The 20,410-nt window shown below is 74.2% G+C and carries 19 protein-coding genes; 8 read left to right on the forward strand and 11 right to left on the reverse strand.

Going from position 1 to position 20,410, the window contains the following annotated elements; translation table 11 throughout:
• Positions 1-177: 177 nt before the first annotated feature.
• Entirely contained in the window at positions 178-1,275 is a 1,098-nt protein-coding gene (locus ABZ693_RS23420) for an LCP family protein (protein WP_359880507.1), read from the reverse strand.
• Positions 1,276-1,769: 494 nt separating this feature from the next.
• Between ABZ693_RS23420 and ABZ693_RS23425 the strand changes: the two genes are divergently transcribed.
• Both ABZ693_RS23425 and ABZ693_RS23430 read left to right on the forward strand, forming a co-directional pair.
• The gene (locus ABZ693_RS23425) at positions 1,770-2,003 is read left to right on the forward strand and encodes a chaplin (RefSeq protein WP_359880509.1); all 234 of its coding nucleotides are present in this window, start codon (positions 1,770-1,772) and stop codon (positions 2,001-2,003) included.
• Positions 2,004-2,156: 153 nt separating this feature from the next.
• Entirely contained in the window at positions 2,157-3,350 is a 1,194-nt protein-coding gene (locus ABZ693_RS23430) for a glycoside hydrolase family 26 protein (RefSeq protein ID WP_359880512.1), read from the forward strand.
• A gap of 212 nt (positions 3,351-3,562) precedes the next feature.
• On the opposite strand, the gene ABZ693_RS23435 is transcribed toward ABZ693_RS23430, so the two are convergent.
• The 8 genes from ABZ693_RS23435 to ABZ693_RS23470 all read right to left on the reverse strand — a co-directional run bounded on the left by ABZ693_RS23435 (position 3,563) and on the right by ABZ693_RS23470 (position 13,497).
• Positions 3,563-4,699 carry a GNAT family N-acetyltransferase gene (locus ABZ693_RS23435; protein WP_359880514.1) on the reverse strand — a complete coding sequence of 379 codons (1,137 nt, stop codon included), beginning with the start codon at positions 4,697-4,699 and terminating at the stop codon, positions 3,563-3,565.
• Entirely contained in the window at positions 4,696-5,349 is a 654-nt protein-coding gene (locus ABZ693_RS23440; protein ID WP_359880677.1) for a YveK family protein, read from the reverse strand. Before ABZ693_RS23440 ends, ABZ693_RS23435 begins: the two co-directional genes overlap by 4 nt.
• A 141-nt stretch (positions 5,350-5,490) precedes the next feature.
• Entirely contained in the window at positions 5,491-6,633 is a 1,143-nt protein-coding gene (locus tag ABZ693_RS23445) for a glycosyltransferase (protein WP_359880680.1), read from the reverse strand.
• 26 nt (positions 6,634-6,659) lie between these two features.
• Positions 6,660-7,445 carry a polysaccharide deacetylase family protein gene (locus ABZ693_RS23450; protein WP_359880517.1) on the reverse strand — a complete coding sequence of 262 codons (786 nt, stop codon included), beginning with the start codon at positions 7,443-7,445 and terminating at the stop codon, positions 6,660-6,662.
• On the reverse strand, positions 7,357-9,249 hold the full coding sequence (gene murJ / locus ABZ693_RS23455; protein ID WP_435842518.1) for a murein biosynthesis integral membrane protein MurJ: 1,893 nt from the start codon (positions 9,247-9,249) through the stop codon (positions 7,357-7,359). Before murJ ends, ABZ693_RS23450 begins: the two co-directional genes overlap by 89 nt.
• Before the next feature lie 241 nt (positions 9,250-9,490).
• Positions 9,491-10,900, reverse strand: a complete 1,410-nt coding sequence (locus ABZ693_RS23460; protein WP_359880523.1) for an O-antigen ligase family protein — start codon at positions 10,898-10,900, stop codon at positions 9,491-9,493.
• 3 nt (positions 10,901-10,903) lie between these two features.
• Positions 10,904-12,370 (reverse strand): exopolysaccharide biosynthesis polyprenyl glycosylphosphotransferase, encoded by a 1,467-nt coding sequence (locus tag ABZ693_RS23465; protein ID WP_359880526.1) that lies wholly within the window; start codon positions 12,368-12,370, stop codon positions 10,904-10,906.
• Positions 12,367-13,497 (reverse strand): glycosyltransferase, encoded by a 1,131-nt coding sequence (locus ABZ693_RS23470; RefSeq protein WP_359880529.1) that lies wholly within the window; start codon positions 13,495-13,497, stop codon positions 12,367-12,369. Before ABZ693_RS23470 ends, ABZ693_RS23465 begins: the two co-directional genes overlap by 4 nt.
• Positions 13,498-14,375: 878 nt before the next feature.
• On the opposite strand from ABZ693_RS23470, the gene ABZ693_RS23475 reads away from it, so the two are divergent.
• From ABZ693_RS23475 to ABZ693_RS23490, 4 genes are all read left to right on the forward strand, one after another.
• On the forward strand, positions 14,376-14,615 hold the full coding sequence (locus ABZ693_RS23475; protein ID WP_359880532.1) for a chaplin: 240 nt from the start codon (positions 14,376-14,378) through the stop codon (positions 14,613-14,615).
• A gap of 612 nt (positions 14,616-15,227) precedes the next feature.
• Complete coding sequence (locus ABZ693_RS23480) at positions 15,228-15,506, forward strand: hypothetical protein (protein WP_359880534.1); 279 nt, start codon at positions 15,228-15,230, stop codon at positions 15,504-15,506.
• A gap of 214 nt (positions 15,507-15,720) precedes the next feature.
• Positions 15,721-16,728: a hypothetical protein gene (locus tag ABZ693_RS23485; RefSeq protein WP_359880537.1), complete on the forward strand. Its 1,008-nt coding sequence runs from the start codon at positions 15,721-15,723 to the stop codon at positions 16,726-16,728.
• Between the two features lie 470 nt (positions 16,729-17,198).
• Positions 17,199-17,489 (forward strand): chaplin, encoded by a 291-nt coding sequence (locus tag ABZ693_RS23490; RefSeq protein WP_359880540.1) that lies wholly within the window; start codon positions 17,199-17,201, stop codon positions 17,487-17,489.
• 106 nt (positions 17,490-17,595) lie between these two features.
• On the opposite strand, the gene ABZ693_RS23495 is transcribed toward ABZ693_RS23490, so the two are convergent.
• Together ABZ693_RS23495 and ABZ693_RS23500 are read right to left on the reverse strand one after the other, a co-directional pair.
• A complete protein-coding gene (locus ABZ693_RS23495; protein WP_359880542.1) occupies positions 17,596-18,462 on the reverse strand; it encodes a tyrosinase family protein in 867 nt (288 codons plus the stop codon).
• Complete coding sequence (locus tag ABZ693_RS23500; RefSeq protein WP_359880545.1) at positions 18,446-18,916, reverse strand: tyrosinase family oxidase copper chaperone; 471 nt, start codon at positions 18,914-18,916, stop codon at positions 18,446-18,448. Before ABZ693_RS23500 ends, ABZ693_RS23495 begins: the two co-directional genes overlap by 17 nt.
• A gap of 174 nt (positions 18,917-19,090) precedes the next feature.
• On the opposite strand from ABZ693_RS23500, the gene ABZ693_RS23505 reads away from it, so the two are divergent.
• Together ABZ693_RS23505 and ABZ693_RS23510 are read left to right on the forward strand one after the other, a co-directional pair.
• Positions 19,091-19,594, forward strand: a complete 504-nt coding sequence (locus ABZ693_RS23505) for a DUF5949 family protein (protein WP_359880547.1) — start codon at positions 19,091-19,093, stop codon at positions 19,592-19,594.
• Positions 19,595-19,702: 108 nt separating this feature from the next.
• Positions 19,703-20,368 (forward strand): vitamin K epoxide reductase family protein, encoded by a 666-nt coding sequence (locus ABZ693_RS23510; RefSeq protein ID WP_359880550.1) that lies wholly within the window; start codon positions 19,703-19,705, stop codon positions 20,366-20,368.
• The last annotated feature ends 42 nt before the right edge of the window (positions 20,369-20,410 follow it).

A 20,410-nucleotide genomic window follows, 5' to 3' on the forward strand; every position in this document is an offset into this window, starting at 1 on the left:
CGGTCCTCGCCGCCGGGCGGCCCGGCGGCGACGAGTTCCCACTGCTGCGCGACCGCCCGCTGGTCGACGGCCGGGCCGCCGCCTACGTCTGCCGCCACTTCGTGTGCGAGGCGCCGGTGACGGACGCGCGGGAGCTGGACCGCGGGCTCCGCTAGGGACCACGGCGGTTTTACGGCGCTACGCGCACAGCAGCGCACCGCCCTCGACCGGCCGGTACTCGCCGAGGCCCTGCGGAATGTCACTCGGGGCGGCGGGCGCGAGGCGCGGGAGGGGGCGGTCGGCGCGCAGGGCCGCGAAGACCTCGCCGGCCTGCCGCTCGTCCCAGGCGAGGGTGGAGCCGACCCCCTCGATGTCGGGGTTGAAGCCGCGTACCGGCACGACCGCGAACTCGGTGCGGGACGGCGGCAGGTCCTTCAACCGGCCTGCCAGCTCGACCAGTTCGGTCACCGAGACGCCGCGCTCGCCCTGTCCCGTGCCGCGCAGGGTGGTGGCGAGGGCGCGCAGCGCGTCGGGGCTGTTGAGCAGCCCGCCGCGCAGGGTGTGGTGCAGGTTGGCGAGGAACTTCTGCTGCTTCTGGATGCGGCCGAAGTCCATCTTGCCGTCCGCGCGCCGCGACCGGACGTACTGGAGGGCCTCGCCGCCCCGCAGGGCCGTGGTGCCGGGGGCCAGGTCGAGGCCGGTGACCGGGTCCTTGAGCCGGGTCGGGGTGCAGACCGGGACGCCCCCGTCGACGGCGTCGACCGTGTCCATGAAGCGGCGGAAGTCGACTTCGAGGTAGCGGTGCACGGGGAGGTCGGTCATCGCCTCGACGGTCCGGATCGTGAAGGCCGGACCGCCTTCCTTCCAGGCGTTGTTGATCTTCGCCGGGTGGGCGGAGTGCGTCTCGCCGGTGCTCCGGTCGGTGTGCCCGGACGGGAATCGCGCGAGGGAGTCGCGCGGCAGGCTCACCACGCTCACCCGGTCACCGGCCGCCGAGACGTGCATCAGCATCATCACGTCAGTGCAGGCGCACTCGCTGTGGCCGAGGCGGTAGCGCTCCTTCTCGTCGTCGGTCAGCCCGGCGCGGGAGTCGACGCCGACCACGAGCAGGTTCAGCCCCTCCTCCGGGGCCGGCAGACCGGGCGGTGCGGCGGCGATGGCGCCGCCCGTGCCGAGCGTGACGAGGGCCGTGGTGAGGAGCAGCAGCCGTCTTCTCCGGGTGGGCGGACGTGGCGGCGGACAGGTGTGCGTATGGGTGTCGGGGTGGATACGGGGGCGCGCGCCGGGAAATCTCATGGGAGAAACGTTAAATCGGTCGTTCTTGCACATAGATACGCCACGCGACATGCAATGTTCGAATCACCCTCCCGTGGCGGCTGTGCCATGATGCCCGAACCTCAGCGGAAGGAGCCGAAAATGGCGCCCGATCCCGGGAAATGGGAGCGGATGGCCTTCATTCCGAAGAGCCGGCACAGGGCGGATCCGCCGGTCGTCCCCCCAGAGCAGCTGCCCCTCTACACCTCCCTGGCCCGGCAATGGGCCGAGTCCGGACGGGCGGTGCCCGGCGTTCCGGACCGGGAGTGGGAGCGGCTCGCGAGAGCACCTATCTGGCCGCATCGACGGGGGAATTCGACCGGTCAATAGAGTGAATGTGCCGGTCGGTGCGTGGCGGACCTTCCCCGCGGTGGAAAGGTCGTGAGGAATCGTGTGGCGGAAGGCGGGGGCACGTCGTGCGCCCGTGCGGCACGAAATCCGTGCATTCTCTTCCGCCGCGGAAAGGATCAGAAGAAATGAAGTGCAAGAAGGCCGCCGTGGCCGTCGCGGGTCTGCTGCTGGCCCTGGGCGCCGCCGCTCCGGCGATGGCCGACGCGGAGGCGGAGGGCGTGGCCGTCGGCTCGCCGGGCGTCCTGTCGGGCAATGTCATCCAGGTCCCGATCCACCTCCAGGCCAACGTCTGTGGCAACACCGTCGACATCCTCGCCCTCCTGAACCCGGCCGGCGGCAACATCTGCATCAACAGCTGACGTCCGCGCCGGAAGGAGGCCGGCTCCGGGGAGTGTCCACCGTGCTCCCCGGGGTCGGCCTCTTCGATGTACGGGTCCGGATGCCCCAGGGCCCCTTCACTTCTCACTGACGTCTCGTCATATCGCGTACGGGGGAACGCGGGAAGGAACTCCATGCCCCATCGGAAGCGCAGGAATCCGGGCGGGTGGCGGTCGGGGGTGCTCACCGCCGTCCTGCTCGCCGCGTGCCCTCTCACGCTGTCGCCTCCGGCCGCCGGATACGCCACCCCCGCGCCCGGCCCGGCGCCTGCCCCCTCGACGCCCGTCCCGGCGTCCTCCGGGACCCCTGCTCCTGCTCCGGCATCCGTCCCGGCTGCGCCCGCGGCCCCGGCGCCCCGGGCGGACCCGGCCGGCTCCATGGGCGCGTTCCTGGAGTCCGGGCCGGCCGGAGTGGCCCGGCTCGACCGGCTCGGGGACTGGCTCGGCGGCCGCGCACTGCGGGTCGCCCACACGTACCTGCCCGGCGACCACTGGACCGGCATCGAGGGCCCGCCCGCGCTCCTCGCCCCCTGGGCGGGCTGGCGCGCCCGCGGCGCCGGCCGGCTGCTCGTCCTCAACGTGCCGATGCTGGACGCCAGCGAGACGGCCGTCAGCGACGATGACGTGCGCCGCCGGCTCCAGTGGGGCGCCGCCGGGTACTACGACGACCACTTCCGTACGCTGGCGGGGCGCCTGGTCGCGCTGGGCGCCCCGGACACCGAGATCGTCCTCGGCTGGGAGATGAACGGCACGACGTACGCCCACCGTTGCGCGCCCGACCCGACCGCGTGGAAGCGGTACTGGAAGCGGGTCGTGACGGCGATGCGCGCCGTGCCGGGGCAGAGGTTCCGCTTCGACTTCACGCCGAGCCGCGGCCTCGACGCCATCCCCTGGACCGCGTGCTACCCCGGGGACGACGTCGTCGACGTCATCGGCATGGACTCCTACGACCAGCCGGCCGGCTCGCGCTTCGACGAGCACGTGAACGAGCCGTACGGGCTGCGGGCGCAGGTCGACTTCGCGGCCCTGCACCGCAAGCCGGTCTCCTACCCGGAGTGGGGCCTGTTCCGGAACGGGGACAACCCCGCGTACATGCGGAGCATGCTGGAGTGGATGGCCCGGCACCGGCCGGTGTACCACACGATCACCGACTACTGCCCGCACGGCGTCTGGCAGTGCGGCGCCAACCCGCGGTCCTCGCGGGTCTTCCAGCAGATGCTGTACGAGGCCGAGCCGGCGAAGCCCGCCCCGGTCCGGACACCCGCTCCGGTCCGGACACCCGCTCCGTCCCCGGCACCCGCCGCAACCGCGGGGACCCCGCAGTCGTAGGGCCTTTCTTTTGGATCTTGCTGGGCTCGCGTGCCCCGGCACGCGCGCTCGCCGCGTTGTCGTCAGTCGCCAACTCCCCCGTAGCCCTTCGGGCACGGGAGGTACCCCCACCGCGTTGTCTCCCTCCTCCGCCTTGCGATCACCCGCACCGGACCCCGCTCCCTGATCCAGCCTGACCCAAAAGAAAGGCCCTAGCCGCGGCCGGGCGGGGCTCAGGCGCCGCCTAGCCCCGCCCGCCGGACCGCCCGGCCCAGCCACTCCCGTTCCCGCGCCTGCCGCGCCGCCCAGCGCCGCCCGAGCGCCGCGCCCACCCGGGCCCACAGCAGCGGGCGCGCCGCCGGGCCCGCCAGCATCAAGCGGCGGTTGGGCACGGTCTCGGGGCGCCAGTGGTGCTTGTACGGTTCGGTGCCGCGCAGCATGCTCAGCGTGGCCCGGCCGTGCCCGCTGGTCTCCCGCGCGCCGTGGCGCAGCAGCATCGCGGCCACGTCGACCTTGCGGGCCCGCAGCGCCGGGTCGGCGCCGTACAGATAGCCGCCCGCCAGACGCGGCGAGACGAGGGTGAGGTCCGCGCACACCACGGCCCCGTCCAGCCGGAACTCGGTCACCATCGCGTCCCCGCGCTCGACCATCGGCCGCACCGCCCGCGCCAGATGCCGGGCGAACCGTCCGCTCGTGTGCTCGGCGGTCACCCCCCGTCCCTGCCACTGGAGCCGGTGGAGGGCGAGCAGCCGGTCGAGGGCGGCCGGGACCTCGGGGGCGGGCACCACGCGCGCGTCGATGCCGAGGGCGTCCAGCTTCCGGAACTTCGCCCGCATCCGCTGCGCCTTGCCCGACGGGATCCGTTCCAGCAGATCCTCCATCGGTACGGCGGGCAGCTCCAGGCAGTCCGAGTCCGGCAGGCGCCGCCGGGGCCCGGTCCAGGCCGCGTAGAGCCGCTCGGCCGCCGCCCCGGGCCGTACCTCCCGCAGGTCGAGCACCGTGCCGCGCGCCACCCGGGCGATCGCGGCGGCCAGCACGGGCACCGCCTCCGGGCAGCTGTCGTCGACCAGGACGTCGGTGAAGTCCGTGATGGCACCGCCCAGTTGGGTCAGCTTCGAGAAGGGGCCCGCCGACCGCATCAGCGGCGCGGCGGCGACCAGGGTGCCATCGGCACGCCGGACGAGGATCACCCGCAGCGTGCGCGGCCGCCCGTACGACAGCCACCAGGAGTGCAGCCACGCGTGCGACTGGAAGGGGGTCGCCGTCGCGCAACGCCCGTACAGATCCGCCCACTCGGGGCCGAGTAGCCGGAACACGCCCGGGTTCCGGCAGACTTCGGCCCGCAGGCCCCGGCCGTCCGTTGTTCTCATACCTTCTCCGGTTCGGGCTGCTGGAGGGCCAAGGCCGGGGCCGGGGCCGGGGTGGTGGTCGGGGACGGGGAGGAGGCGGGTGCCGGAACGGACGCCGGGGCCGTCGCCGACGGCCCGCCCCGGACGGTGTCGCGCGCCTTCCGCCTCGGCCGGACGAGCAGTCCGAGGCCGCCGAGCAGTCCGCCCGCGCACGCCCCGACCAGCGCCGCGAGCCGCGCCGACGGCGACACCGGCGAGACCGGCTTCGTCGCCCGCGCGAACTCGACGACCTTCACTCCCGTGTCGGCGGCCGCGTGCGCGCTGTCGAGGACCAGCGACCGGGCCACCCCGTCCGCCATCGCCACCGCCTTCGCCGGCTTCGACGACCGCGCGGTGATCGAGATCATCGGCGCGTCCGGCGAGGTCGCCGCCTGGACACTGGAGCGCAGCGTCCCGGCCGAGACCCCCGCCCACAGCTGCGCGTCACCGCTCACCGCGAGGTCCGTGGCCACCCGCCCGTACGCCTGGGCGAAGCCGAGCGCCGCCGCCGGATCGGTCTTCTCGCCCGGCACGACGACGACGTAGCTGGTCGCCGCGTACTGCGGGGTCTTCACGACGCCGTAGCCGCCGCCGGCCGCCGCGCCCGCCAGGACGGCGGCGGGCAGCACCATCCAGCGGGCGAGGGAGAGCGTACGGGTCCTGGGCGTGCTGGGCGTGCTGGTCGTGGTGCTCGTGGTGCTCGTGGTGCTCGTGGTGCTCGTGCGGGGAGTACTCGGCGTACCGGGCGTACTGCTCATGGATCTGCTCTCGCTTCACGGAAGGGCCGGGCCGTGCGCGGCCCGCTGGTAGAGGGACAGCAACTGCTCCGCGCTGTGCGCGATGTCGTAGCGGTGGACCGCCTCGGGCGGCGCCGGCCGCTCGGACCGGCCGGCCGCCCGCTGTCGGGCGAAGTCCTTGACCGCGGCGGTGAGTTCGGCCACGGACGAGCCGACACGCCGGGCCGCCGGTACCGCGTCCGGCGGCAGGTCGTCGAGCGCCGGGCAGGCCGCGTACCGGACCGGCAGCCCCGCCGCCAGCGCCTCGACGACCGCGAGCCCGAACGCCTCGTCGGGGGAGGCCGACACGAACAGGTCCATCGCTGCCAGCAGCGACGGCAGATCGGGCCTCCGGTCCGCGCCGCGCTCGGGCGGATCCGGCACCGCGCCGGTCAGGAGCACCCGCCCGGCCGCCCCGCACTCCGCGGCGATCCGCAGCAGCTCGGTCCGCCGCTCGCCCTCGCCGACGAGCAGCAGCCGGGCCTCCGGGACCGCCGCCACCGCCCGTACGAGCCGGTCGAACCGCTTCCCGGCCACCAGCCGTCCCACCCCGCCGACCACGAACGCGTCCACGGGCAGCCCGAGCAGCGACCGTGCCCGGGCCCGCGCGAGCGGGTCGAAGGCGAAGCGGGCCGCCTCGATGCCGTTCGGGACGACCCGGATCCGGGAGGGCGCCACGCCCCAGTCCGCGAGCCGCCGGGCCACGCTCGGCGAGACGGCGACGGTGGAGGTGCCGAGCCGCTCCGTCGCCAGGTACAGCGCCCGGGTCCCGGCGGACAGCGGCCGGCCCTCGATCTGGGCGTCGCCCAGCGAGTGCTCGGTCGCGACGACGGACCGCACCCCGGCGAGCCGGGCGGCCGGCCTGCCGTACACGCACGCCCGGTACAGATGGGTGTGCACGATGTCGTAACGGCCCTGCCGGATCAGCCGGGTGAGGCGGGGCAGCGCGCCGACATCGCGGTTGCCGGTCATGCCGAGATGGGTGACGGGGGTGCCGTCCGCCTCGATGCCGTCGGCGACCGGACCCGGGTTGGTGAGCGTCACCACCCGGCCCCGCACCGGCAAGTACCGGAGCAACAGCCGGAGTTGCTGCTCGGCGCCGCCGACGCCGAGCCCGGTGATGACATGCAGGACCTTCAAGTCCCGGTGGGGGCGGGCTGTTTCACTCATGAGACGGTCACCCGCTCCGGCCCGCTCTGGACGGGCAGCGGGCCTGCGGGCCGACGCCGCCGCAGCGGGTGCAGCACCCGCTTCGCGGTGAGCCGCCAGGCCGTGTCCGCCTCGCCGACGTGCACCCGGGGCAGGGTGTAGGGGCCGCTCAGCGGGCCCGGGTCGATCGCGCAGGCGTAGCGGTATCCGGCTCGGCCGACGGCCCGGACGACGCGCGGGTCGACCGCCCCGTACGGGTAGCAGAACCCTTCCGCCGCCGTGCCGGTGATCTCCTCGATCAGCTCCCGGCTGTGCCGGATCTCGGCGTCGAGCGTGGCGTCGTCGGCGCGGGTGAGGTCCACATGGCGCAGGCCGTGCGAGCCGATCTCCATGCCGGCCGCCGCCGCCCGCCGGATGCCGTCCGCGTCGAGCAGCGGCTTGCGCGGGCCGAGAGGGTCCCAGGCGTTGTCGCCGCCGAGCCGCCCGGGCAGCACGTACACGGTCGCCGTGAAGCCGTACCGGTGCAGCAGCGGCACCGCCGCGTCCAGGAAGTCCGTGTACCCGTCGTCGAAGGTCAGTCCGACCATGCCGGCCGCCCGCGCCTCCGCGGTGGCCGCGAGCAGTTCCCGTACGGACACCCCGGTCAGGCCCCGGTCGGCCAGCCAGCGCAGCTGGCGGCCGAGGCGGGCGGGGGAGACGGTCACGCGGTACGGGTCATCGGACGGGTCCGCGACCGAGTGGTACATCGCGATCCACAGGGGCGGGGTCGGCAGCAGGCGGCGCAGCGCGGCGGGCGCGGGCATGGGGGGTCCTTCGCGGAGAGGTACGGGCGGTACGGGATCCACGTGCGGCACGGGAGCGGGAACGGGGCGGGGACAGGGAACGGGGCTTGCGCGGGGACTCGGCACGGGAACGGGAACGGGGTCGGGGGAGCAGGGGGATGCCGGGGGCCGTGGCGGCGCACGCCACGAACAGCAGGAACACGCCCGTGACCACCAGCGCCGCGACGGCGGTGGCGAGCAGGGGCGGGGTGACCGGCCGCGCGCACAGCCAGCCCGCGCCGGTCGCCCACGCCCCGGCGGTCGCGAGCCGCAACAGGCCCTCGCCGAGCCGCCGGACGTCGATCGGCACGGCTTGGCGGCGCGCCCCGCACAGCAGCATCACGGCGGTCACGGTGATCCCGAGCGCGTTGGCGCCCGCGATCCCGGCGGCACCCCACAGCTGCGCGCCCGCAGCCCCCGCGACGGCGGTGGCGGACAGCCCGCAGCCCATGGCGGCGGCCGGGTACCAGAGCGGGCGGGCGGCGGAGAAGTAGCAGCGGACCAGGGCGCCGACCATCGTCTGGCCGAGCAGCCCGAGCGTGTACACCCGCATGACCCCGGCCGTGGCGGCGGTGTCGGCGGCGTCGAACGCGCCGCGCTGGAAGAGGAGTTCCACGATCTGCGGTGCGGCGGCGATCACCGTCGACGCGCCGACGAGAACGACGACCGCGGCGAGCAGCAGATCGCGCTCGACCCGGCGGCGGGCCGCCTCCGTGTCTCCGGCGGCGAGGGTGCGGGCCACCACCGGGAAACTGACCGTGCACAGTATCAGCGAGACGGTCATCGGCATCTGCGCGACCTTTTGCGCGTAGTTGAGATGCGAGATGGCGCCGGCGGGCAGTGGCGAGGCGAGGAAACGCTCGATCAGCGTCTGCGACTGACGCGTCAGCGCGAACACGACGACCGGCGCGATCATCCCCAGGGCCAGCAGTGTCCCGCCGTCGCCCGCCACCGGTCCGTCCGCCACGGGCCCGTCCGTCACCGGTCCGTCCGCCGCCGGGCGCGACGCCGAAGGAGTCGACCGCCCGCGCAACTCCCGTACGAGAGAAGGGGCTTGGATCAGCACCATCAGCACCGCGCCGGCCGCGACCCCGGCCGCCGCCGCGCGCACCCCGAACGGCTCGCGCAGCACGAGGGTCGTGCCGATGATGCCCACGTTGTACGCCACGTAGATCGCGGCCGGCGCCAGGAACGAACCGTGCGCCCGCAGCGCCGCCGAGCAGTATCCGGCGAGCGCGAACGACAGCACGCACGTCGCCGTCAGGCGCGTGCAGTCCACCGCGAGCGCCGGGTCGGGCAGACCGGGCGCCAGCAGGTCCACCAGCTCCGGCGCGCCCGCCACGAGCAGCGCGGCGACGGCGGCGACCGTCACGACCAGCCGGGGCATCGTGTGCCGGACGAGGGCACGTACGGGGTCCGCGAGCGGCGTCTCGCCGGGCTCCGCCCCCGCGCCCCGGCGGGCCAGCGCCCGCGCGAACGCGGGCACCAGGATCAGCGCCATCGCGTCCTCGATCAGGAGCGTCGAGGCGAACTCCGGCACCGTCCACGCCACCAGGAACGCGTCCGTCTCCGCCCCGGCGCCGAAGTACCGGGCCAGGATCTGGTCCCGCAGGAGCCCCAGCACCGCGCCGACGGCGGTGAGCGCCGCCGTCACGAACGCGGCCCGCATCAGGAACCCCCCGGACGGCGCCCAGGCCGCCCCGCGCCGGGACGCCCCGCCCGCCTCGGGCTTCACACCGGCCTCAGGTGTCTTCCCCGCCCCGGAATCCTTCGTGACCGTGGACATTCCGGGCCGTGCGTCGGTCGGTCCGCCCGGCCGCCACGGATCGGCGCCGGGCCCGCCCGGATCACCCGGCGTGAACGGCACCCACGCGTCCCCGGCCGGCGGCAGTCCGCACACCGCGTCCGTCTCGAAGACGGTCCAGGCCGCGGAGCCCGCCGCGGGAGCGTCCGCGTCGGCCGCGGACCGCCGTCCGGGCGTCGGCGCGGACGCGTCCGTCGGGGCCTGCGCGGCATCCGACCAGGGATCAAGCACGGCGCACCTCCGTCAGCGACCACCAGGCCGCGAGCCCGAGGACGACCGACACGAGGACCGTCGAGGGCCCGCCGATGTCCGCGTAACAGAAGTCGACGAGCTGCCAGACGAGCAGCCCCGTCGCCACCAGCGCGCAGCCGGGGACAGGCCGTGCCCGGCTCCGCCCCCACCCCCGCCGGAGGGCGGCGGCCAGCAGCGCCGCCCAGCCGCCCGCGAGGGCGAGCAGCCCGATCAGTCCCTGCTCGCCGAGGACCAGCAGATACATGTTGTGCGGGGACAGCAGAGGCTGCCGTGTGAAGGCCGCGCCCGCGCCCGCCGTGTCGCTGCCGGAGGACAGGGCCAGTGAGGCGTGCGCGTCCCGGTAGGCGGGGAACTCCTTCAGGCCGACGCCGGTCAGCGGCTCCTCGCGCCACATGCGCCCGGCCGCCGCCCACAGCGTGTACCGGTCGGTCACCGACTGGTCGGGCGCCGCCGCGACCCGCGTGATGCTCGCGACCCGCTCCTCGACCATGGCCGAGCCGACCCCGAACCCGCCGACCAGGACGACCCCGAGCGCGGCCACGACCGCCGCCACCCGCGCCGCCCGCCGTACGCCCGCGAGCAGCAGCTGGATCCCGCAGGTCGCCACCGTCGCGATCCACGCGCCCCGGCTGAAGGACAGCACCAGCGGGACGCACAGCAGCACCGCGCACGCCACCGCCGCCGTCCGGGCCCGCCCGGGCCGGCCGCCGAGCGCGAGCCCGGTGGCGGCGACCAGGCCGTACGCCACCACGGTCGCCATGCCCATCACATCGGTCGCGCCGAAGGTGCCGACGGCCCGCACGTCCTCGCCCTGGTACGAGGCGCCGGTGCCGGTCGCGTACTGCGCGACCCCCACCGCGCCCTCGGCGAGCCCGAGCCCCACCAGCGCCCACGCCAGCACGGCGAAGTCCCGCCGGTCGCGGACCGACAGCAGGACCGCGGCCGGGACCAGCACGAAGATCTGGAGGTAGCGGGCGACGCCGGGCAGGCTCGCGCCCGGGTCGTTCGAGGTGACGGCCGCCAGACACACGCCGAGCACCGGCAGGCCGAGCACCACGGCGGCCGTACGGGTCAGGGGCCGCGCCCCGCTCCGTACCGCCCGCACCAGGCAGACGAGGACCAGCAGCCCCGACGCGGCGTCGGCGACCGTGCCGGTGCCGCCCGTCCCGCCCTGCGACCCGGCCCCGCCGCCGCCCGGCACGAGGAGCAGGGCGATCACGGCGAGGACCGGCGCGAGCCGTACGGCCCGGCGCGCCCCCTCCCGTACCCCGAAGCCCGCGTCCGCACCCGCTGTACCCGCCGCACCCGCGTCCGTGCCGGCACCCGTGCCGAGGCCCGCACCCGAGGCCACCACACCCGGGTCCACCGCCGCTGTCGTCATCGGTCAGCTTCCCGTCGGTCGCACGAGTTCGGCCGCCGTGCGCAGCAGGATGCACACGTCCTGCCAGAGCGACCAGTGGTCGATGTAGTGGTTGTCGAAGCGGCAGCGGTCCTCGATCGAGGTGTCGCCGCGCAGCCCGTGCACCTGGGCCAGCCCGGTCAGCCCCACGGGCATCCGGTGCCGGGCCGCGTACCCCGCGTGCACCCGGCTGAACTGCGCGACGAAATGCGGGCGTTCGGGCCGCGGGCCGACCAGGCTCATGTCCCCGCGCAGCACGTTCCACAGCTGCGGCAGCTCGTCCAGCGAGGTCTTGCGCAGGAACTGCCCGGCCGCGCTCATCCGGCGGTCGTGGGCCACGCTCCAGCGGGTCGCCGCCTCCGTCTCGTCGGACGGCCGCAGCGTACGGAACTTCAGCAGCGTGAACAGCCGGCCGTGCTGCCCCACCCGCTCCTGCCGGAACAGCACCCCGGGGCCGTCCGAGAGCCGCACCGCCAGCGCGCACAGCAGCAGCACCGGCAGCGCGAACGCCAGCGCGGGCCCGGCGAGCGCCACGTCGAGGGCCCGCTTGGCGGTGAGCCCGCGCCGTTCGGCCGCCGGCAGCAGCCGCCGGCAGCCGTACCCCCAGAGGTGGCCGTTCATCGCCCCGGCAGCCGTCGCGCCCGACGGAGTGCGGCCGACCCGCCAGGTGACGCAGCCGAAGTGCTGGAACAGCGTCAGCAGCCCCGCGTCGTCGGACAGGAACACGGCGTCGCGCACGGTGTTCTGGATGACCGCCCGGTGGATCTCCTCCGCCGAGGTCAGCACCGGCAGACCGCGCTCCCCGTCGGGTCCGGCGCCGTCGTGCCGGGTGCCGACGATCCCGACCGGCCGGATGCCGTACTCCGGGTGCTGCGCGAGCGCCGCCGCGAACCGGCGGGCCGCGCCCGGCGCGCCGACGACCAGCGCGGAGCGCGGCCGCTCCCGCGCCATCCGCCGCCGCCGCGCGTGCACGAGCCCGCGTGCCACGGTCACCACGAGGACGTGCGTGCCGTACGCGGCGCCGAGCCGGAGCGGGGCGATCGCCATCCCGGGGGCGTACGCGGCGACCGCCGCCGCCGTCCCGCACCAGGCGACCCCGGCGCGGGCCGCGAGCGCGGGCAGCTCGTCGAGGACCCCGCCGCGTGCACCCGCCGACGGCCGGTAGAGCCCGGCCCGGCCGTCGAGCAGCATGACGAAGGCGGCCACGAACAGCGGTACCTCCCAGCGCCGGTGCGCCGCCGACAGCACGGCCACCGCGAGCAGGACGGCGGCCGCGTCGGCCGCGACCAGGGGTGCGGCGGCGCGCCGCGGGCGCGCCGGGCGGCGCGGCGGCAGCACCGGCCGCCGGCCGGCGGCACCGCGCGGCGCGGCGAGGGCGGACCCGTACGGGAACCGGCCCGCAGCCGGCCGGGAGCCCGGAGAAGAAGGGATGCTGGTGCTTTCCGTCGTCACTGCGCCATCGGCTCTCTGTGCTCCGTGCCCCGCACTCCGGCCAGTTCGCGGTAGAGCTCCGCGACGGCCGCGCCGGTGCGCCGCACATCGAATCTGCTGAGTACGTGCTCGCGGGCCTCCCGGCCCAGCGTCTGCCGCAGTGCGGGCCGGGCGAGCAGCCGGCCGAGCGCGGCGGCGAGCGCGGCCGGGTCGCCGGGCGGGACCAGACACGGCGCCGCGTGGCCGGGCGGCAGGCTCTCGCGCGCCCCGGCGACGTCGCCGAGCACCACGGGCCGGCCGCAGGCCATCGCCTCCAGCGGCGCGAGCGCCATGCCCTCCCAACGGGACGGCAGGACGACCAGGTCGGCGGCCCGGTACCAGGGCGCGGGGTCGGCCACCGCGCCGGTGAACCGTACGGACGGCCCGGCGGCGGCCCGCAGCCGCGCCGCGTCCGGCCCGTCCCCGACCAGGACGAGCCGCGCGCCGGGCACCGCCGCGGTCACTGCGGGCCAGGCGGCGAGCAGCACGTCCTGCCCCTTCTGCCGGCACAGCCGCCCGACGCAGACGACGAGGGGTCCGCCGACGGTGTCCAGGGCGGCCGGGCCCTCGGGCGCGCCGGGAGTGAAGCGGCCGGTGTCCACCCCGTTGCGGATGACGGTCCAGGGCGCGCGGACGCCCGCCGCCTCGCCCGTACGGCGCTCGGCCTCGCTCACGCAGACCAGCCGCGCCGTCCACCGGGCGGCGGCCCAGCGTTCCCAGCCGCGGGCCAGCGCGGCGGTGACGCCGGTGACCGCCTCGAAGGACCAGGCGTGCGGCTGATGGACCGTCGGAATCCGTCCCCGCAGGGCGAGTCGGGCGCACAGGCCGGCCTTGGCGCTGTGCGCGTGGACCAGGGCGGGGGCGAGGGCACGGATCAGCCGGCCGAGCTCGCGGGTCTCGGCGACCAGCCGCGGGCCGGGGTCGCGGCCGGCCCGCCAGGCGTACGTACGGACGCCCTCCGCCCGTACGGCGGCGGCGAGTTCGGTGCCGGGCGGGCAGGCCACGGCGACCCGCAGGCCCGCCGCGCGCTGGGCGCGGACCAGGTCGGTGACGACCCGGGCGACCCCGCCGTCGCCGGGCTGGACGGCGTGCAGCACGTCCGTGCGCACCTCAGTCCCCGGCGTCCGCCCGCCAGGGCCCCCGGGCGTGCCGGACAGGGCGCCGGCGGAATCCCGGCCGGTGGTGGCGGATGTGGAAACGATCGGCCCCATGACGCTGCGTCCCCCGCGGATCGAAGAATTCGGATGCGTACCCCCGGACCGGAAAGGAGACGGGAAAGCGTTCCTTCCGGTGTGCCGCCGCCGTAGGTGTGATGCCGGGGTTCATCGGGCCCGTCACGGAGCCCACGGAATACGCCGCATACGCGGAACACGCGGAATACGCGCCTTCGGCGATGCGGACGCGGACGGTCACGCGAGCGGAAACGAGCACGGTCGCGCGGCCGGGGACAGGGACGGGAACAGGGCCGGGAACAGGGACGGGAACGTGGACGGGGCAGCGGGCCGGGACGCGGACGTGGGCGCAGGCGTGGCGGGTGGCCGGGAGCGCCGTCCGCGGCACCGTGGACGCCGGGCCCGGAGGCGCGGCGGAATCCGCTGAATTCCACATACAGGTTCTCCGCTTTGCTGAGGGAAGGAAGGGAAGACCCGTAAAGACCGGGAGAGAGGAAGGCATCGGCCACGCGAAAGGAGGGAACGCGCGACGGGACGGGAAGCAACGTTCCTGTCCGTTATAACCCCCGGGCCCGGCGATACTGAGGATGCGCCGACCGCGTTCCCGAACTTCCGTATCCGGTCGGCGGGTTCCTCGTTGGGCGTGTCGCGGGTATCCCGGTCCTGAGGCTCGAATGAACCTCCTATGGCCCAAAGATCGGTTGAACGTCACCCATTTGGGAGAGCAACCGATGAAAGCCCCGCGCGTTGAGGTAGATGCCGGGCGAAACCGCCCGCGCCGTCCGAGTGACATTTCAATCGAGGAGACGTTCCCCATGTCCCGTATCGCGAAGGCCGTCGTGCTGTCCGTCGGCGCCGCCGCCACTCTTGCCGGTGCCACCGGTATCGCCTCCGCCGACGCCGGCGCCGGTGCCGCCGCCGTGGGTTCCCCGGGTGTCATCTCCGGCAACGTCATCCAGGTTCCGCTGCACGTGCCGATCAACCTGTGCGGCAACACGATCGACATCGTCGGCGTCCTGAACCCGGCTTTCGGCAACACCTGCGTCAACGCCTGATCCCGTACGCCGGATCGCTGTTCTTCCGAGGCCGGCGCGCCGCCCCCGACCGGGGCGACGCGCCGGCTCTTTTCGTGCGCCGGACCCGGTGCCGTCCATGAGGCTCCGGATGTCCCGTCGGCTCTGCGGCGGGTTCCTCGTGTCCTGTGTTTTCCGTTCACTTCTTCACTCGCTGTCGTGCCGATCCGCGCACCACGTGCGCCGTCCGATGAAACGGCGTACGCCCCCGGAGTGAGCGGAGCGCCGAGGCGATTCACTCGAACGGATTGATGGCGCTCGGTAGTTCTGTCGTCGCCGTGTGCGATCACGGCTGGCCCGGTGGCGGTGGGGCGCGAGGGGGTGACGGGGGTGCGAACGGGTGTGCGTGTGCGGGGTGCGGGCCGTCCGGATGTCCGATCCGGCCGGGTCGGGCGGGGTGGAGGGGCTGGGTGTGGTGTGACTGGTCGTTCGATCGCACCGGCGTCGTCGTCATTCGGGTGCCGTGCGGAGGAATTCCGCCGCCGTGGAGTTTCCGGCGGCCGTACGTCTCGTTACAAGAAGAGGAAACGACGTACGGGATCCCAAGATCCCTGTGCGGCAAGCGACTTGCAGTCACACGGAAGGACCCTCTTCATGAAGCCCACCAAGGTTGCCGCGGCCGTCGCCGGTTCTGTCATGGCCCTGGGCGTGGCCGCGCCCGCGATGGCCGCGGAGTCGGCGCTGCCCACCAGCCTGGACGGTGGCCTGGGCGCGCTCACCAGCAGCGGACTGGCGACGGAGGCGCTCAGCAGCACCACGGACGGTTCCCCGGTCAAGGCCGTCACCGACACCGCCTCCCAGGTGAACAAGGTCGGCAAGGGCGCGACCTCGCTGCTCGGCGGGCTGCCGATCGGCGGCGCGCTGGGAGGCTGAGGACCGGCCGGAATTCCGGCCGCCCCGTCGCATCGGACGCGGCCCCGCACGCCACTTGGCGTCGGGGCCGCGTTTTCTTGAGCTCATCGAGACGTCCGATTGAATGATTTTCGGATTCCCCGCCGTGCCGTTTCGGGCGTGTTGGCTTATCTCGTCCCTACAGTCCTCCTGACTTCACGCATTTCGGACGGCGTGTGTTCAGAGGAAGAGCGGTATGCGACCCAGAATCACCAGGAAAATGCTCACCGCCGCGGCGGTGACCGGACTGCTGTCGTTGTCCGGCGGTTTCGCTCTCGTGGCGAACTCCGCGGCGTCGGCCGCCGCCGAGGACACGACCGGGAACGGGGCCGTCGCCTCGGTGCGGCTCCCCGAGCCGGCCGAGGTCTGCGGCGACGGGGCCCAGCGCGGCGGCATCGCCGCGGCCGTCGCCGAGATCTGCCACAAGGCGGTCGAGTCGGCCCTCCCGCAGAGCGGCGCCGCCGAGGGCTCCCAGGAGCAGGGTCGGCCCGAGTCCCAGGGCGACGGCGAGTCCCAGGGCCGGCACGAGGCCCAAGGCCAGGGCGACGGCCAGGAGAAGCACGACGGCCGCGACGAAGGCCGCGACCAGGGGCACGACGAGGGTCGTGACCAGGGCCGTGACGAAGGCCGTGACGAAGGCCGTGACCAGGGCCGTGACCAGGCCCCGGACCGCGAGTCCGGCGGCTATGGCGACGAGGGGTACGGCGACGACCACGGCACCCCGCCGCCCAAGCCCGAACCCCCGAGCGACTACGGGGACAACGGCGGCGACGAGGGCTACGGCGGCAAGCCGGAGCACCCGAAGCCGAAGCCGCCCAAGCCCGAGCCGAGTGGGTACGGCGACGACGACGGCTACGGCGGCAAGCCCAAGCCCCCGAAGCCCGGCGGGTACGGGGACGACGACGGCTACGGCGGGAAGCCGAAGCCGCCCAAGCCCGGTGGTTATGGGGACGACGACGGCTACGGCGGCAAGCCCGAGCCGGGCGGTTACGGCGACGACGACGGCTACGGCGGCAAGCCGGAGCACCCCGGCGGCTACGGGGACGACGACGGCTACGGCGGGCACGGCGAGCCCCCGCACCTGCCGGAGACCGGCAGCGACCCCGCCGTCGTGGCGGGCGCCGGGGCCCTCGGCGCCACCCTGCTCGTCGGCGGCACCCTGATGGTCCTGCGCGGCAACCGCCTGTCGCGTACCCGTCGCTGACGGTCCGCCGGCATCCGATTCCCGTACGGCCCTCACCGCACCCGCGGTGGGGGCCGTACGCGTCGTCGCGGGCGGCCGGACCCGAGGAGCCCGCGTGAACCGTCGGAAACCGGCGTGTCGAGGCCGGTGAAGAGGGCGTGAAGAAGCCCGTGCAGAGACGATTCTTCCCGCTACCCGTACGGAAAGCGCTCGTTGCAACAGAAGGCTTGTCGCATGGCCGCGGCTCGCGGATCCCAGTGCGTCCCGCCGTAGCCGACGGCGGGCACACGGGCGATCCGCGGGCCATCCCGCCGTACGGACCCGGCCCGGAGCCCGCCCCCCGCTGCCGCACACCGCCCCCGAACCATCCTCGAACCCTCCCCGAACCGTCACCATTCGGGGCAATGGCCGTGACCCGTTCGCGCCCGCGCCGTTGAAGGACGCGTGACCGTGGTTCGCGCGGTCGTGTTTCCTCGTTCAAGGAGTGGTTGATGTCTCGCTTCGCGAAGGCTGCCGCCGTCATCGCCGGCACCGGTGCCGTTGCCCTCAGCGGGGCCGGTCTGGCCGTCGCCGACGCCGGTGCCGGTGCCGCCGCCGTGGGTTCCCCGGGTGTCATCTCCGGCAACGCCATCCAGGTCCCGGTTCACGTGCCGATCAACCTGTGCGGCAACAGCATCAATGTCATCGGTCTGCTGAACCCGGCCTTCGGCAACACCTGCATCAACGCCGACGCCAAGCCCGCCGCCCCCGGCGGCTACGGCCAGGGCGGCTACGGCGGCTGACCGTCCGCCCGCGCACGCGCGCGCGGCACCGTGACAACGCCGATGTCCCCCCGGTCCGGACGGACCGGGGGGACATCCGTGTGCGCGTCCGAGGCCGGCGCGCCGTTCACGCGTAGCGGTAGATCGAGCTGTGGTCGAGCATCTCCGCGGGCGTCACGTCCCACGGGGCCATCGGGTCGTTCAGGGCCGCGACCTTGTCGTGCTGCGGGTCGCCCTCCGCCGGCTGGCTCTTGGGCAGATAGCCGGCCTTCGGGTTCTGCGACTGCCAGCGCGACCACAGCATGTCGATGTACGAGTGGTGCAGCCAGAACACCGGGTCGTTGACCGAGCCGCCGCCCAGCATCTGCCCGCCGACCCAGCGGTGCACCCGGTTGTGCAGCCGGAACCGCTCGTTGCCCTCGCCGCCGCCCCAGCCTTCGAGGCGGTTGCGGAAGCCCGAGGGGCTGGTGGAGTTCCAGGGCGAGGAGTCGTACGCCTTCTGCTTCAGCGCCGCGTCGACGTCCGCCGCCGTCGGCAGCGTGAGCGGATTGCGCGGACGGCCGAAGTCCCGGCTGAGGAAGCTCTGTTCGGTCATCCCGTAGCGGATGTCCCACTGGCCGCGCTTGTACGCGAAGGGCCCGGTGGTGACCTGGTAGTCGCTCGAACGGCCGTTGCCGCCCAGGAAGTCGTCGGCCCACACCGAGGCGTCCGGGGTGTTGTCGCGGGTCCAGTCCCAGTACGGCACGGTCACCGACTCGTCGACCGTGCGCAGCGCCCGCTCGAACTCCAGCAGGAACTTGCGATGCCAGGGCAGGAAGCTCGGGCACATGTGCGCGACGCGCAGCTGCCCCTCGCCGTCGGCGACGTAGTAGTCGATGTGGGTGCGGACGAAGTCGTCGTACTGCCCGGACTTCTTGAGTCCGAGGACGGCGTCGACGAAGCGCTTGCGTTCCGTCTTCGTCAGATCGCGCTGGTCCTTACGCGTGTACGCCACGGGGGCTCCCTCCGGTCCGGGCGCCCGGACCGCGGTCGGAGGCGGACGGGGAGGGGGGCGCGGACCGGTCGTAGGCGTGCGCGCCGTGCGCGGCGGCCAGCCGGCTCGGCCGGGAGGGGCCCAGCGCGTCCACGGCGGCGCGGGTGGCCGCCAGCGGCGTCGGGCAGATCTCGTAGTGGTCGACCGGGGTGACCCAGCCGCCGTCGGCGCAGCGCATCAGATGCAGGGGCAGCCCGTCGACGAGCACGATCGGCCCGCCGGCCGCCCCCCGCAGCCCCTGGATGCGCCGGCCCGCGTACAGCTCGTCGAAGAGCACGGGGTCCACGAGCGGCGGTGGCGCTGTGGAGCCGGCGGAGGCGATACGGCCGAGCGCGCCGCCCGTGAACGCGGTGACGGACAGCGCGAAGAGGGAGCGCACGGCGGAGCGGCGTGAAACGAGCCGCGGGACGATCATGAGTGATCTCCTGAGGTCGGCGAAGTCCCCCTCGCCGAGAATAGGGGGAGGCCGTGTATGCATAACGAGGAAAACGCCGGTTCGTTGCGCCGTATTTGCCAACGGGGCGAATGTCGGCCGAATGAGTGAATTCGGCTGAGGGGCCCCGGTGTTCGTCCCCTAGCATCCCGATTCATGACCACCTCCGAAGCTCTCGACATGGCGCGCAGCGAAAGCCCGCTGGGAACGCTGACCGTCATCGCGTGGACGATCGGCCCCGCCGGCGACCGCCCCGTCACCCCTTTTCTGATGGTGTATTCGCTCGGTGACGGCCGGGACGGTCCGGAGGCCGGGGTGATGGCGCTGCGGGCGGCGCTCGACGGCATGGGCGTACCGGTCGGCGGCGCGGTCGTGGACACCGCGCAGGACCGGCGGGCCGGCGCCCATCTGCTGGTCGAGGCGCAGCGCGTGGTCCTGACGCTGCCGTTCATGACGGCGCAGTGCCCGGTCCCGGCCGAGTGGGAGACGGCGGCGCACGAGAGCGGCCAGGTCTATCTGATCGTCCCGGTCACCCCGTGGCCGGCCGGGCGCCCCGGGGAGCCGGTCACCGAGGCGCGCCTGAAGGTCTTCGTCGCCGACCAGGACACCGTACGGAACGCGGCCCATCTGATGGTGCCGGTGAGCCGGATCCAGGGCTGAGCCCGGCGAAGCGAGCCGGCGAAGCGAGCCGGCGAAGCGAGCCGACGAACCGAACGAACCGACCGAACGAACCGACCGAACGAACCGAGCGGACGAGGAGCGGGCGCCATGGCGACGGTGGACCTACAGGACGGGGGCGCGGTCCCCGGGCAGTGGCACCGGCGGGACGACGGGAGCGGCGGGGAGGCGGGCGGCGCCGGGACCGGGGTGAGCCGGGCCTTCGCCTGGATGCTGATGGTGACGGGCGCGGCGGGGGTGCTCGCCGCCTGGGTCATCACGATCGACAAGATCAAGCTGGCCGAGGACCCCGGCTTCCAGCCCGGCTGCAGCATCAACCCGATCGTCTCCTGCGGCAACGTCATGAAGAGCGCCCAGGCCTCGGTGTTCGGCTTCCCGAACCCGCTGCTCGGCCTCGTCACGTACGCCGCCGTGATCGCCGTCGGTGCCGGGATCCTGGCGGGCGCCCGCTACCGCCCCTGGTTCTGGCGGGGGCTGAACGCCGGGATGCTGTTCGGTGTCGGCTTCTGCACCTGGCTGATGCGGCAGTCGCTGTACGAGATCAACTCGCTCTGCCTGTGGTGCTGTCTGGCCTGGTGCGCGACGATCGTCATGTTCTGGTACGTCACCGCGCACAACGTCAGGCACGGGATGTTGCCCGCGCCGGCCGCGCTGCGGGGCTTCTTCGCGGACTTCGCGTTCATGCCGCCGCTGCTGCACATCGGGATCATCGGCATGCTGATCCTGACCCGCTGGTGGGACTTCTGGACCAGCTGACGTGCGCCCCCTCCGCCCCCGCCGCCCTCTTCCGCGGGTCGC

The organism is Streptomyces laurentii, from assembly GCF_040635425.1.
GTDB lineage: Bacteria > Actinomycetota > Actinomycetes > Streptomycetales > Streptomycetaceae > Streptomyces > Streptomyces laurentii.